The organism is Hyphomicrobium sp. 99 (genome assembly GCF_000384335.2).
Lineage (GTDB): Bacteria > Pseudomonadota > Alphaproteobacteria > Rhizobiales > Hyphomicrobiaceae > Hyphomicrobium_B.
Genome location: NZ_KQ031382.1, coordinates 3056000 through 3070344, shown reverse-complemented (window position 1 = coordinate 3070344; position 14345 = coordinate 3056000). Strand labels below are relative to the sequence as shown.

Genomic DNA, 14345 nt, shown 5'->3' with positions numbered 1-14345 from the left:
CGAGGCATCTTGCCAATAATCAAGTGGGGAAAGGCGGGGATGAGCACTGCGTCGATGGAATATCGTATCGGTAGAAGGAAAGGGAACGGTTACCGAGAGGTGAACGTTCCCGGTAATATGAGCCGCTTGGGCGTTTGCCACCACCCCCATATGAACAGAGATTGTTTGCGTTCGGACCGATTGAAATGGCGGCGTAATGGACCGTCAACCATTGCGGCAAATAGAGCCACAAGTCCCGCTTGCGGATTTGAAAGTCCGATTTCAAAAATAGGGGATGATCTGGTTGCCTAAAGACGTTTGGGCCGGTCAATCTCTGTCGGGGCTTCCCGCTGGTGCCGGTGGCGACGCGGCATTCCGGCTTTTTTGCATGCCGGAATTGTCCCATTACCGCGCGCCCAATCATCAGCAATTGACGGCGCGGGCGCGCTTTCATTTGCGCAACGCCCGCTGGCAGCGGGTTTCGACACCGGTTGCTGACATTCAAGTTTATGTCTTCGATCCTGACCGCCGGGAGCCGCTCGGCAACGTGCTGGTGGCCCACGGATGGACGGGCGAGGCTTCCTTCATGACGGCTATCGCCGAACCGATACGGCGGGCTGGATATCGCGTCGTTTTGTTCGATTTTCCGGCGCATGGTTTGAGCGGCGGACGCTCGACCAATCTCATCGAATGTGCGCGCGCCACGGCAATGATCGGCCGCCAGTTCGGTCCGCTGAGCGCGATCGTTGCGCATTCCTTTGGCGGCATGATTTCGCTTGTGGCGGTCGAGGGTTATGCGCCGATGCGTCATGCGCTCGATGTGCCGCGTATCGCGCTTATCGCAAGCCCGAATTGTCTTTCGGAGGTTACCGGCGAGTTCGCCGAGCGTTGGGGGCTCAATAGCGCAGGCCGCCGTGCGTTCGAGGCGCGTCTGGAACGGGTTTCAGGCCGTGCGATCTCGTGCTTTACTGTGGTCAAGCTTTTGCGGGCGACAGGATGTCAAGCGCTCGTCGTTCACGACCGGGAAGACCACGAGATTTCGTTTGGGTGCGCCGAGGAGATCACTTCGAAAATCGGCAGCGCAGAATTGAAGACGTACTCCGGGTTTGGTCATCGCAATATTCTTTTTGCGCCTCCTGTCGCGAGAACGATTGTTTCTTACTTATTGCGAGCGGAAGAGAGAGCGGAACAGCCGACTTATAGCGTTAGCGCCGCCTGACTATATCGAACTTCGAAAAGTCCCGTGAATTGCGGTTTTTCGGCGCGTTGAACGTAATAATTATAGCTGTAATATAAGCTCGAATTTTCAAGTTCCGCCGCCGGTCGACGATTGTGCCAGAAGGCGACGTCTCGATCATTTCAAGCTGGGAGCAGGCGATGGTTACGCTCAAGATCAACGGCCAGTCTCATGACGTTGATACGTCCCCCGATACTCCGCTTCTCTGGGCGTTGCGCGATGTGCTCGGGATGACCGGAACCAAATTCGGATGCGGGATCGCTCAGTGCGGCGCCTGTACCGTGCATATCGATGGTGAGCCAGTCCGCTCCTGTCAGTTGCCGATTGGCACTGTCGGAGATCGCGCGATCACGACAATCGAAGGTGTGGGGGCGACAGCTGCCGGTGCCAAAATTCAAAAGGCGTGGCTCGATCTGGAAGTGATCCAGTGCGGTTATTGCCAGTCCGGCCAGATCATGTCGGCGGCGGCGTTGCTCGCCCACACGCCCAATCCGAATGACGATGACATCGACGCAGCTATGGCGGGCAATATTTGCCGCTGCGGAACTTACGTCCGCATTCGCGCGGCGATCAAAAAAGCGGCAACGGCATAACGAGGCTTCACATGGAAACACCCTCATCCTCGGCCGCCGAAGGTCTTTCGCGCCGGTCGCTTCTCAAGGCGGGGGCAGCGGGCGTGTTGCTCGTCAGCTTTCGCTTGCCGGTGGCTCATGCTGCCGGTGAACCATTCGCCCCGAATGCATTCATTCGCGTCGGCAATGATGACATCGTAACGCTCGTCATGCCGCAAGTGGAGATGGGGCAGGGCATCTACACGACCGTCGGCATGATCTTGGCGGATGAACTCGACGCTGATTTCAATAAGGTCGTCCTGGAGCATGCGCCGCCGGACGAGAAGCTGTTCGCCAATCCGGTCTTTAAAATTCAAGCCACCGGCGGCTCGACCTCGGTGCGCGCGTTCTGGATGCCGCTTCGCAAAGCGGGCGCCACCGCGCGAGCAATGCTCATTGCCGCGGCCGCGCAGCAATGGAAGGTCGAGCCTTCGAGTTGCCGGGCGTCAAATAGCGAAGTGATCCACGATGGGAGCGGGCGCAAGCTCGCTTATGGCGCCATTGCTGCGAATGCGGCGACGATGAAGCCGCCCAGTGATCCACCGCTTAAGGCGCTCAAGGACTTTACCCTGATCGGCCATCCGATCCATCGGAAGGACACGCCGGATAAGACCAACGGCAAAGCTCAGTATGGCATTGATGCGATGCCTGCTGGCGTTCAGTTCGCGACGCTCGCGGAATGCCCGGTGTTCGGCGGCAAAATAAAACGCGTCGATGACACCAAAGCCAAGGCGATAAAGGGCGTACGTCAAGTCGTGGTGCTCGATGACCTCGTCGCCGTCGTCGCCGATACGACGTGGACTGCAATGCAGGGCCTCGGTGCGCTCGACGTCACTTGGGACGAGGGACCGAACGCTGCGGTCGGATCTCGTGACGTGTGGGACGCTCTGCGGAACGCCAGCGCGGGAGAAGGCATCGTCGCCAAGGAACAGGGCGATGTCAAAGCGGCTTTCGCCGACGGCGATCGATACGATGCTGTTTACGAACTTCCATTTCTCGCGCACGCGACGATGGAGCCGCTCAACTGCACCGTCCACTTCACGAAAGACGCTTGTGAACTCTGGACCGGGACGCAAGTTATCGCGCGCGTTCAGTCGGAGGTCGCCAAAGCTCTCGGATTGCCGACTGAAAAAGTGACGGTGCACAACTTCTTCATTGGCGGTGGGTTCGGTCGCAGGCTCGAGCCGGATATGGCGGTCAAGGCTGCGCGTATTGCCCAGCATGTCGAAGGGCCGGTGAAAGTCGTGTGGCGGCGTGAAGAGGACATGCAGCACGATGTTTACCGTCCAGTTTATCACGATGCGCTCGCAGCAAGCGTAAAAGACGGCAAGATCACCGGTTGGACGCAACGGATCACGGGCTCGGCGATTATCGCCCGCTGGCTGCCTCCGGCCTTTCAGAAGGGCATCGACATCGACGCTGTCGACGGCGCGACCGACAACCCTTATGGCGTTCCGAACGTGCGCGTTGAGTACATTCGGGCAGAGCCACCGGGTGTCCCGACGGGGTTCTGGCGCGGGGTCGGGCCCAACAACAATTTCTTTGCGAGCGAAAGTTTCATCGACGAACTGGCGCACCGGGCAGGTGCGGACCCGGTCGCGTATCGACTGAAGATGCTTGATGCGACGCCGCGCCTGAAAGCAGCTGTTCAACTGGCGGCGTCGAAGTCTGGTTGGGGCGAGCCGTTGCCGGCGCGCGTCGGCCGGGGCATCTCCGCTCAAACGGCATTCGCCAGCTTTATAGCCACTGTTTGTGAGGCGGAGGTCGACCAGAACGGCGAAGTTCGCGTGCACCGGCTGGTGTCGGCGGTCGACACGGGCATCGCGGTCAATCCCGACACCATCGTCGCTCAGCTCGAGGGCGGACTCATTTTCGGTCTCACTGCGGCACTGTTCAGCGAGATAACGATCGCGAAGGGGCGCGTCGAGCAGAGCAATTTCCACGATTACCGGATGTTGCGAATTAACGAGACGCCGAAGATCGAAGTGCATCTTATCTCAAGCACTGAGTTCCCCGGAGGGATCGGCGAAACGGGAACGACAGCCGCGCCGCCTGCTCTCACGAATGCTCTCTTCGCGGCGACGGGGGTTCGATTGCGAAGATTACCCATCGATCGCGATCTCCTCGCCGGGAGAAAGCAGGTATGAGGCGATGGTATTGGGTGGCGGCGCTCGCGATTATCGTTCTGGCTGCGGCGGCGTGGATCATCTACGTGCCGGGTCCGCTGGCTTTCGCGAAAGGCGGCTCAGTCGCGCTTTCTGATTACAAGGATGGCACTCCGACGGGCGTTCCAGCGCGGCTTTCGCAGGCCGATCTCGTGACCCGAGGAGAATATCTGACACGGGCCGCTGATTGCGAGGCCTGTCACACGGCCAAGGGCGGCGAGCCCTACGCCGGCGGTCTCGCGTTCAATCTTCCGTTTGGCACGCTCTACTCACCGAACATCACACCCGACAAGGAAACGGGCATCGGCAATTGGACCGACGCCGATTTCTTGAGGGCTGTCCACAAGGGCATCGCGCCAGACGGGTCGCGGCTTTATCCGGCGTTCCCCTATACCTCTTACACATTGCTCACTGACGACGACGTGCTTGCGATCAAGGCTTATCTCTTCAGCCTTTCGCCGGTTCGCCGCGAAGCTCCGCCCAACACGCTTGCTTTTCCGTTTAATCAGCGCTGGGGGATGATGTTTTGGTCGCTTCTCTATAATAGCGACAAGCGATTTCGTCCCGATCCCTCGCAAAGCGCCGAATGGAATCGGGGCGCATATCTGGCCGAAGCTCTCGGTCATTGCGGCGAATGCCATACACCGCGCAATCTTCTGCAGGCTCTCAACAATCGAAAAAAATTTGCGGGCGCCGTGACCGCGGGCTGGACCGCTTACAACATCACCCAGGATCCGGAGACTGGGATCGGCGGCTGGGATGCAGAAACGACGGCGAAGTTTCTCTCGCACGGTCACGTCGAAGGATTTGGCACGGCTTCGGGGCCGATGGGTGAGGCGATCGACATGAGCCTCATGCATTTGGCTCCGGAAGACATCAAAGCGCTCGTGACCTACCTGAAAACAATTCCGCCGATTTCTGATCCGCAACTTCCGGTTCCGAAGACAACGCTCGCTTCGGCATTTCCGAAAGCGCACGAGATTTCGGAAAACGAGCGTGGTGCGATGATTTTCGCGGGTGCTTGCGCGGCCTGTCACGGATGGTCGGGGGAAAGTCCCGTGCGCTCGTACGCGAACTTCGTTGGTGGCCGAGCGATCAATGATCCGAGCGCGAGGAACGTCGCGCAGGCGGTGATCTGGGGCGTGACGCGGCATTCGCCGACCGGAGAAGTCATAATGCCAGCCTTCGGCAAGGCGTATTCGCCCGAAGAGATTGCGGCCGTCGTCAATTACGTCACCTCGCGGTTCGGGGCAGCGAAGTCCAACATCACGGCGCAAGAGGTCGCCAAAATCGGCCAAGAAGCCTCGCAATAGGCGGCTTTCGAGGTCGCTTGAGCGCCGACGCCTGGAAATCCTTGTTTGGTCAACGTCTGGCGGATAGGAACACGCAGCTTTATGCCGTCGCCTCGGCGCTGAATTCTTGCTCGCGTGGACCTCAATGCCGGACGAACAATCGAATTTCTCAAATTCACCCGCCCACCGCATCGCGGCGTTGGCGGTTTTGCCTGTGTTTTTCAAACTTGACGGCAAACGGGTGGTTTTGGCGGGCGGCGGCGAGCCTTCGCTCTGGAAGGCCGAACTTCTGTCGGCCGCAGGCGCTCGCGTCGAGGTTTACTCGGAGAGCTTTGCCGAGGGTTTTCGAGAGCTGGCGTCTTCGCCGCCTAGTGGCCAGTTGGAGTTGAAGGCTCGTCGTTGGACGCCGGAGGATCTTGTTTCCGCGGCGATGGCAGTCGGCGCTTTCAGTGATGATGGGGAGGCGGCACAGTTTGCGTCCGCCGCGCGTGCGGCTGGTGTTCCCGTCAACGTCGTCGATCGCCCGGCGTTTTGTGATTTTCAGTTCGGCGCGATCGTCAATCGTTCGCCGCTTGTCGTCGGGATCTCGACGGATGGCGCGGCGCCCGTGTTCGGCCAAGCGATCCGCTCGCTCATCGAGGGTTTGTTACCCGTCAGCTTCAAGCGCTGGGCCGAGGCTGCGCGCAGCTTGCGGGGCGAGGGTGACCGCCTCGGCGACACGATGGAGAAGAAGAGGCGCTTCTGGCAGCGGTTCACGGATCTCGCACTCCGCAACGCCGATCGCGGACCGACTTCGGCTGAACTCGAGCAGCTGACGGGCGACATTTCGGAGGAAGCCACTCGTCATCCGGTCGTCATTATCGATATCGGACCGGGAGGCGCGGAAGCGTTGACGCTTGGCGCTGTCCGAGCCCTCCGCGGGGCCGACGACATCTTTTTCGATGAAGACGTTCCGGCGGCCGTAACCGAGTTCGCTCGCCGCGAAGCTCGGAGATACCCAATCGCCTCCGGGAGAGAGAATAGCCAGTCCGTGGCGACCGACATGGTGACGGCAGCTGCAAAGGGCGGTCGGCTCGTGCGGATCAGAACGTGCGTCGCGCCAGAGGCAAGTGCGGAGCCAGACGAGGCCGGGGCGCTCAGAGCCGCGGGACTTTCTGTGGTTGTCCTCCTGCCGGGTCATGCTCCTTAGCGTGTGTCACGCATCGACGGTCGCTCCTAATCTAGTGGAAGTTTCGTGCGTTCGGCTTCCGCCGCCATGGCGCCGCCCTGATGGGGTGCGAGGAAAACGGCGTTTGCGGTACTTGGGCCACAGGCTGTGATCGCTTCCGTGGGGGGGCGAAAGATTTCTTTTTCCCTCAGATGGTTAGCGGAGCACTAGGAGGCTCGGCGCGGCTTGGAATGGCGTTGCCTCTTGTCTATACTTGGGAGAGGGGATCCGTTTGGATCAGAGTTTGCCACGTTGGCGGGTTAGCGGTTCGCTTCCCACCAATGGGTTCTGCTCGTTCCGCTACATCTAGGCGTCGGTAGGTATTCGGAGTCGCGTTCGCATGCGCTGCAATCCATCATATTGGCTTTTGGGACTCGTCCCGATTGCGATGATGACGTGGGTTGCCGTGCAACTCGAGCGTGACGGCATCGAGTTCGATCTCGCCCACCGTTCCGGCGAAGCCTTGAAGCGGGCTGGTTTCGATTGGGCGAGTCTTCGTTTTGTCGGCCGTGATGCCGTCCTGACGGGCAGAGCTCCTGAAGAGCGCGACCCGGCAAAGGCGCTCGCATCATTAGAGAACGTCTGGGGCGTTCGTGTCGCTGCCGACAGAGCCGAACTCATCGATAGCGTTTCTGACTACCGATGGCTGGTGAGTTCGCCCGGCGGCGGCCGCGTGCGTCTCACGGGTTACGTTCCGTCGGAGGACGCGCGACGAACGCTCATCGATGCGGCTCGCAGTACCTTTCCGGGCAGTGAGGTTTCCGACGAGATGCGGCTCGCGCGCGGGGCGATCGATCGTGACGCGTGGCTCGCAGGCGCCCTCTTCAGCATGAGAAGCCTTTCAGGCTTGAAGCGGGGCGAGGCCGAACTCGCCAATCTCAATCTCTCGATCAAGGGCGAGGCAAAGACAGCGGACGCCTATCGAGAGATCCGGTCGGCGCTGGTAAAGCGGCGGCCCGCTGGTATCGCTCTGGCGCGTGAAGACATCGCGCTGCCTATCGCCCGGCCTTTCGTATGGTCCATCAAAAAGAGCGGCTCGGGGATAGCGTTATCGGGCTTTGCGCCGTCCGACGAGGAGCGCGAGAAGCTCGGTTCGCGCGTCAAATCGCTGTTTGGAACCATGTCGATCGCCGATCATACGGATATTGCTGCTGGCGCTCCCGATGGCTGGGGCAAGGCGGCATCCGTCGCTATCGAACAGCTGGCGCAGCTTCGGTTGGGCGAGGCTTCGATTTCGGATCGCGAGATGGTCGTTTCGGGTGAGGCATCCACTGAACAGATCGCTTCGGCCGTTAAAAAGACCTTGAAGCTCGAGGTCCCGCAGAATTTCCGGATCACCGATCAGATTCGCTTTTCCAGGCCTGATGTCGTCGTGCCGGGCGGCGGATACGTGATGGGTATCGTGAACGAGGGTGCGGCGCTCAATCTCGTCGGCATGATGCCGAGCGAAGCGGCGCGTGCGGCCCTCATCGATGCGGTGAAAGCCCGTTTTCCGGGGCGGCAGCTGAACGATAAATCACAGGTGGCTCCTGGAGCGCCGGACGGATGGCAGCAGTGCGTGGTTGCGGGTCTTGCGTCCCTGCCGCGTCTGAAAAAAGGCAAATCTATTCTGACGGACCGCAGGCTCGAGGTTTCGGGCGAAACCGATGATTACGCGGCGTCGCAGTCCGTGCCGGGCGATGTGAAGGCGGCGGCAGGTCAGACCTGCGAAACGACCACAAATATCGTCTTTACGGGTCAGCTGAAGACGGACCTTACGTGGAAGGCGAGCCGCGAAGCCAACGGCATGGTGACGATTGAGGGTGAGGCGCCGGATGATGCGTCGCGCCTGCGTCTCGTTGAGATCGCGCAGCAGATCTATGCCGGGTCCAATGTCACCGACAACATGAAGATCGTCGGTGCCGCGTCGGAGCCTTGGTCGTCGGCCGCGCATCTCGGGCTTGAAGAGATGGCGCGGTTGCGGAACGGCGAAGTTTCGATTTCTGGCAAGGAGCTGGTGATCAAGGGCGCTGCCGAGAGTGATCAGGTCGCCAACGACATTCGCAGCGTGCTTTCGACCGATCTGCCTCCCGGCTTCAAAAGTCGCGACGAGATCACGGTCATGTCGGTGGAGGAAAAGGCGGCCGACAGCTGCCAGACCCTCATGCGCCAGACGACCGCGAAGGGTACGATCAACTTCGAGCGGGCGAAGGCGGATCTGACGCCGGACAGCACGCAGACGCTGAAGGATCTTGTTCAGATCGCCAACGCGTGCCCGAGCTTCAGCATTCAAATCGAGGGTCACACGGACGCGGAGGGAACGGATGAGCGCAATTCGCGGCTCGCGGATCGCCGCGCCCGCGCGGTTGCGGATTTTCTTTCGCAGAATGGCGTGGATGCGCGCCGCCTGACAACGACCGGCTACGGGGCGACGCGGCCGATCGGTGACAATTCTACCGAAGAAGGCCGCGCCAAGAATCGCCGCATCGAATTCACCGTTCGGGTCAACTGAGACGAGGCCTGAGGAGCCAACCATGGATTATCTGTTCCTGAAATTGATCTGGTGGATGGCGGGAGCCTTTGCGCTGGGACTCGTCGCCGGTTGGGTGTCGTGCGGCGAGAAGAAGAACTGAGCTTGGAAGTCCGGGGCGAACTGTTGTGCATCCGATTAGGTAGGAAATGACGTACCTCCTGTTACAGACATTCCTGCTTTTGCTCGCGTCGTACTTCTCGGGCGCGTTTATTGCTTGCCTTGTGAAGCGGGCGTTCGCGGGCGCGTCTGCGGAAGTTCCGGAAGGCGTTTTGGCGCCGATCCACCTTGAGGTTCCTGATCGTCCCCCCGTCATCGCGCCGCCGCCCGTTCGCGCGCGCAGCGGACCCCGGATTCATCAGCCGATCGCGCCGAGAGCGATCGATCCCGTTCAGCCAAAAATCGACCTTTTGCGCCGGCCGGAACCGCGTCCGGCGCCCAAGGTGCTCGATCCCTCTCGTTTCGAGCGTGCGCTCACCGGGCCAGATTTCAACGAAGGGGTTCCGCGCCGCGCGATTGTTGAAATTCGTCCGTCGGTTCTGAAGCCGGTAACAGGAATGTACGTCCCCCGGCTGCCCGAGCCGTTGCCTGAACCCGAAATGCCGCCGGAACTCGAGCCGCCGGTTGCCGAGATTGCTCCGGAAGATGCGGCGCCTCCGGTGTTCCCTGAGCCCGAGCCAGAACCTGACACCGTTAGAAAACCGGAGCGACCCGGCGGTCTGGCTGCGAGATTGCGTGATGCGACGACGGCCGCAGCGGCCGGCGCGGTCGCTGCGGCGAAGGCCGCCGCTGCTGCATCCGTCATGATGCCGAGCGGGTTTGGCCGAAGAAACGCAGAAGAGAAGGCGGCTCCGCCGGAGGAGGTCGTGAGCGAGCAAGCGGCTGCTTCGGAAGATGCGCCGTTGGAATCGCCGGAGTTTGACGAACCGATCGCGCCTGTAGCGGAGACGCGAGCCGAACCGGAGCCGGAGTTTCTACCGGAGCCTGAACCAGAGCCCGAGCCCGAACCCGAACCGGTTTTTGTTCCTGAGCCTGCGCCTCAGCCCGCACCTGAAGTCAGAGCGCCGTTGGCGGCTGCGAAGCCTATCGAAGGCGGCGATGACTTCCAGCGCATTCGCGCCATCGACTCCGATATCGAACAGAGGCTGAAGGCGGCGGGCGTCAATTATTTCGAAGACATCGCAGCCTGGACGCCGGCCGACGTCAAACGCGTCGGGCAGGATTTGCAAATCCCCGGCCGCATCGACCGCGAGCAATGGGTCGAACAGGCGCAAATTCTCGCGAAGGGTGGAGAGACCTATTATTCGCGCAATCGTCTCGCGGCTCTCAAATCCAATGCTGCTGCTGCGGCTCCGAAGCCAACTGGCAGGGATCAACCGCAACGGACTGACGCGAGCGGTGCGGGTTCAACGTCGCAACCGAGCGGGGAAGAGCGGGCTGAAATGGCAGGCGTTGCTGCTGCGAGTCACGGACGGTCCGTCGCCGAAATGGCTGCCGCTGCCGCCGCAGCCATCGCTGCTGCATCAGCCAGTGTGACACGTGGCCTGAAGCCCATCGAGCCGATTTCGCCACTCTCCAAGGTCGATCCGAAGATCTCGATACCGGCCAGGATCACCGATGCTATTCGCGAAAAGACCGGCGCTACCGCCCCGCCGGCCGTCGAAGAGACCGAGGCCGTCCCACCTCATAGTGAGGCTGACGGCCCGCATGATGATCTCAAGCGTATTCGTGGGATTGGCGTTCTAATCGAGAAGCGGCTCAATGCTTTGGGTGTGGGCCGCTACGATCAGATCGCGAATTGGACGAGCGGCGACATCGATCGCATCAGCCGGAGCCTCGAATTCAAAGGGCGGATTGAGCGCGAGAACTGGGTAGAGCAGGCGCGTATTCTCGCGAGTGGCGGTCACACCGAGTTTTCGCGGCGCGTCGACCGGGGTGAGGTCGATACCAGCCGCGAGACGTGACCGAAATCGCTGCGCGATAATGTTCCGTAGCGCGCGCCATCGCGCGGCTCGTCGGTCTCGGCGAAGAACGACGCGATGGCCGAGATCGTCGGTGCATCTCTCAATAGGGGAGCGTGGCCTTCGTCGGGAACGGTGAGGGATTTGAGCCGGGGATGACGTTGCTTCATTTCCTCGACAGTTTTCTCCGAGAGAAGATCGGAGTTCGCACCGCGCAGGACGAGCACGGGTACGCGCTTCATCGCTTCGAATTGCGGCCATAGCTGCGGCGCCGGCCCATCGAGAACGGAAAGGCACTTTGCGAGCTTTGGATCGTAACCCCGCGCGGGTTTTCCCTTTCGTTCATTGAAGAGCTGGTGGGCGACGGCTTCGAAATCCTGGTCCGTCATTTTCGGAAAGTCGTGATGGAAGAGATCTCTCACGATCCGCGTCGCGTCGCTCCAGCTCTTCGCCAGCGGAACGCGGCCGACGTAACCTGCGATACGAGCAAGGCCCTCCATCTCGATGACCGGGCCAATGTCGTTCAATACCACCGCGCCGATCAACGATGGCTGCACCGCCGCCAAGACCATGGTGATAAGGCCGCCGCGCGAGGTGCCGACGATGCCGGCATTGCGCAAGCCGAGCATCGTCAAGAAATCGATGACATCCTGCATCTCGATCGGCACGGCGTAATTCTTCCAATCGGTATCGTGATCGGAAAGCCCGCGCCCGCGCGTATCGAGCGTGAAAACGTCGCGAGGAACGGCGCCCCGGCTGAGTGCCAGGGCAACGGCGTGAAAATCGCGGCTGTTACGCGTCAGGCCCGCCAGGCAGACAATGGGACGTGCCTGCGACGGAGTTTGCGATCGATAGTGCCGGCCGTAGAGACGCAATCCATCGCGGCAGGTGAAGTAGATATCTTCGAACTCTTGCTCGATCGTCATCGGTGTGTCGTCGCCCCGTCGTTGAAGGTTTTCAACCGTCGTTGTTCTCAGCGAAACCTTCCGGCATTTTCCCATCGCCGCGATCGCGCAGGAGGTCCTGCTTCAATCGCAGCGGATTTTTCATGCCGAGCCGGGCGCGATAGATCTGGATGTTCGCCAAAACCTTGGTGACGTACTCGCGCGTCTCCGTAATCGGAATGCGTTCGATCCAATCGACGGGATCGACGTTCGGATCGCGCGGGTCGCCGTTTTCCCTGATCCACTGGCGCGCGCGGCCGGGCCCCGCGTTATAACCGGCGATGCCGAGCACATATGAGCCGCCGAAGTCATCCATGCGATCGGCGATGTAGGCTGAGCCGATCATCACATTGTACGGCGGATCCGAGAGAAGGCGCGGTATCGAGCATTTGATCTTGTAGTCGCGGCAGACGTGATGAGCCGTGCCTGTCATGACCTGCAATAGGCCTTTGGCGCCTGCGCCTGACACGATTTGCGGATCGAATTCGGTCTCCTGGCGCGCGATGCCGAGCAGCAAGGGCAGTTCAGGGGGCGCCCGCAACGGCGTGTATCCGGGGAAAGGCTTCAGCGGATAGCCGTAGGTCAGTAGGTTCTGTCCATTGCCGATGGCGACCTTTGAAATCCGAAGCGACATCTGCGGGTCGCCGAGCGTGTCCGCGAGATAGGCCACCATTCCGACTTCGGCTTCGGTATTGGCGCCGTTTCGAAGACCGGCGAGCAATGTCCGGGTGACTTCGCGTGAAAGATTGGCTTTACGCGCAATCACCAGGGCCTTTGCGGTCTCTGACGATACGAGCTTTTGGATTTGAGCGGCGGTTGGATAGGCGGGCGGCGATATCTCGAAGCTCGTACGATTAGGCTCGAGCATTTGCATCGCGAGCAAGCCGTGGAAGGTATCGGAATTCTTCGCCGCGGCCCGGTACCGCTTGGCCGCTTCTGCCTTGTCGCCTCGCGCGTCGGCAACGCGGCCGAGCCAATAGGCGGCCTTGGCGTGGCTCAACGGGCCATCGGCCGCTGTCGCCATATCCTTGAAGTGCTTCTGCGCGGCATCGAGCTTTTTGAGCTGACGAAACGCGATCCATCCCGCCAAGAACGCCTGTTCTTTGCGCGGATTGACCGATATAGGACCTGCGTCTTTAACGAGGTCATAGGCGAGTTTGGCGTTGCCGAGTTTCAACGCGCCGTATGCGAGTTCGCGCCGTTCCGCCCACCATTCGTCGAGCCCCGCAATCTTGTCGGGGTTCGGCGGAATGGCGAGAATGATCGCCGCCGCTTCCTCGATTTTTCCAGCCTTGCGAAGAAGCTGCTCTTTATGAAAGGCGAGCCCGGTGTCGTCGCGGCTGCCGGGCGGAAGGGCGTTCATCAGCGCCTGGGCGTTCGACGCCTTATTGAATACGGCGAGGCGTGCCGCGGCTCTTTTTTGCTCGCTGGCCGGCAGAAGCGGAATGAGACGGCGAGCGAGCGCCACGCGATCAGCGCGGTTGCCTGCAAAGCGAACGTCGTCCGTTACCAACCGGTCGAAGCGCCATTTGTGATCGGCGGGGGAGAGCAGCTTGCCGAAGCGATCGAGAAATCCATTTTCCAGCTGTGGAGGAATGCTCTTCTCGCGCCATGCGAGCGCTGCAAATTTTCGGGCTTCATCGGTATTGCCGTCCGCAAGATTGGCGGAGGCCAGGGCTGCGTACCCGGCGCCGGTCTCGGGCACGGAATTTTTGAAGAAGCTTTTGATGTTTTTCGCGCTTCCCCCGTGCGTGAAGAGCGCCTCTTCGAAGCGCTGGGTCAGGGTCGGCCGGTCGGGCCACGCCGGATTGTCCTTTAGGAAGCTCTGAAATTCCGGCGGCTCGCCGAAGCCTGCGCGCAGCCTGATCCAATCCGCGAGTTTGCGGGCTACGGGGTCGTTAATTTTTCCCTTTGCTTCCGCAAACCCATTGGTGTCATCGGAGCGAATGGCAGCAACGGCTTGGCGCAGAGCGTCGACGTCTCCCGAATCGGGGGAGATTGACAAAAGGGGTGCGAGAGCCGCGTCGAGTTTGCGAAGCTGGTCTTTTTCGGCGCTAAGGAGCCCGGGCGGGGGCACGGGTTTGAACGCTGATTCGGCGCCGGCCGATGTGCTCGCGAGGGTGAACCCAAGGATAGCGCAGGCCACGGCCGATCGCGGTAACGCGCGCAAAAGGAAGCCGATTAGTCTTGTATGATTGGGCCTTAGATGCATCGCGTCCTATGGGATGAAACGCCCAACCCGCCCGATCTTGCGGTGGGCTTTCCGAGCGCCTAATGTCGCGGCGCTTGCGTCGTCAGCAACGTTAAACCGTATTAAGCGGAGACATGGCTACTGAAGCAAGCGGTTCAAGCCGAACGAGGTGGCACGCGCGTGCGGCGAGACAGTGGCTCATGGCCGTGACGGCTTGGGCCTTTCCACGTCGATTTTCCCGAACAAGGC

9 protein-coding genes are annotated in these 14345 nt (G+C 60.8%); 7 read left to right on the top strand and 2 right to left on the bottom strand.

Annotated features, from left to right (window positions below):
• Positions 1-274: 274 nt before the first annotated feature.
• From G359_RS14840 to G359_RS14810, 7 genes are all read left to right on the top strand, one after another.
• Positions 275-1198: an alpha/beta hydrolase gene (locus tag G359_RS14840; protein ID WP_045836758.1), complete on the top strand. Its 924-nt coding sequence runs from the start codon at positions 275-277 to the stop codon at positions 1196-1198.
• 158 nt (positions 1199-1356) lie between these two features.
• Positions 1357-1809, top strand: coding sequence for a (2Fe-2S)-binding protein (locus G359_RS14835; RefSeq protein WP_045838061.1), 453 nt, complete (start codon positions 1357-1359; stop codon positions 1807-1809).
• Positions 1810-1820: 11 nt separating this feature from the next.
• Positions 1821-3974, top strand: coding sequence for a xanthine dehydrogenase family protein molybdopterin-binding subunit (locus tag G359_RS14830; protein WP_045836757.1), 2154 nt, complete (start codon positions 1821-1823; stop codon positions 3972-3974).
• The gene (locus G359_RS14825; RefSeq protein WP_045836756.1) at positions 3971-5305 is read left to right on the top strand and encodes a cytochrome c; all 1335 of its coding nucleotides are present in this window, start codon (positions 3971-3973) and stop codon (positions 5303-5305) included. The genes G359_RS14830 and G359_RS14825 overlap by 4 nt, the downstream gene beginning before the upstream one ends.
• Before the next feature lie 193 nt (positions 5306-5498).
• Entirely contained in the window at positions 5499-6473 is a 975-nt protein-coding gene (locus tag G359_RS14820) for an NAD(P)-dependent oxidoreductase (RefSeq protein WP_245280047.1), read from the top strand.
• 358 nt (positions 6474-6831) lie between these two features.
• On the top strand, positions 6832-8982 hold the full coding sequence (locus G359_RS14815) for an OmpA family protein (protein WP_045836754.1): 2151 nt from the start codon (positions 6832-6834) through the stop codon (positions 8980-8982).
• A gap of 167 nt (positions 8983-9149) precedes the next feature.
• Entirely contained in the window at positions 9150-10964 is a 1815-nt protein-coding gene (locus tag G359_RS14810; RefSeq protein ID WP_045836753.1) for a hypothetical protein, read from the top strand.
• On the opposite strand, the gene G359_RS14805 is transcribed toward G359_RS14810, so the two are convergent.
• Positions 10904-11887: an alpha/beta fold hydrolase gene (locus tag G359_RS14805; protein WP_045836752.1), complete on the bottom strand. Its 984-nt coding sequence runs from the start codon at positions 11885-11887 to the stop codon at positions 10904-10906. The genes G359_RS14810 and G359_RS14805 overlap by 61 nt on opposite strands.
• A 31-nt stretch (positions 11888-11918) precedes the next feature.
• A complete protein-coding gene (locus G359_RS14800) occupies positions 11919-14051 on the bottom strand; it encodes a lytic transglycosylase domain-containing protein (protein ID WP_245280046.1) in 2133 nt (710 codons plus the stop codon).
• Between the last annotated feature and the right edge of the window lie 294 nt (positions 14052-14345).

Bases quoted from the DNA above. Each gene is read 5' to 3' on its own strand.
- G359_RS14840 (WP_045836758.1), top strand. From the start codon at position 275: ATGATCTGGTTGCCTAAAGACGTTTGGGCCGGTCAATCTCTGTCGGGG.
- G359_RS14835 (WP_045838061.1), top strand. From the start codon at position 1,357: ATGGTTACGCTCAAGATCAACGGCCAGTCTCATGACGTTGATACGTCC.
- G359_RS14830 (WP_045836757.1), top strand. From the start codon at position 1,821: ATGGAAACACCCTCATCCTCGGCCGCCGAAGGTCTTTCGCGCCGGTCG.
- G359_RS14825 (WP_045836756.1), top strand. From the start codon at position 3,971: ATGAGGCGATGGTATTGGGTGGCGGCGCTCGCGATTATCGTTCTGGCT.
- G359_RS14815 (WP_045836754.1), top strand. From the start codon at position 6,832: ATGCGCTGCAATCCATCATATTGGCTTTTGGGACTCGTCCCGATTGCG.
- G359_RS14810 (WP_045836753.1), top strand. From the start codon at position 9,150: ATGACGTACCTCCTGTTACAGACATTCCTGCTTTTGCTCGCGTCGTAC.
- G359_RS14805 (WP_045836752.1), bottom strand. From the start codon at position 11,887: ATGACGATCGAGCAAGAGTTCGAAGATATCTACTTCACCTGCCGCGAT.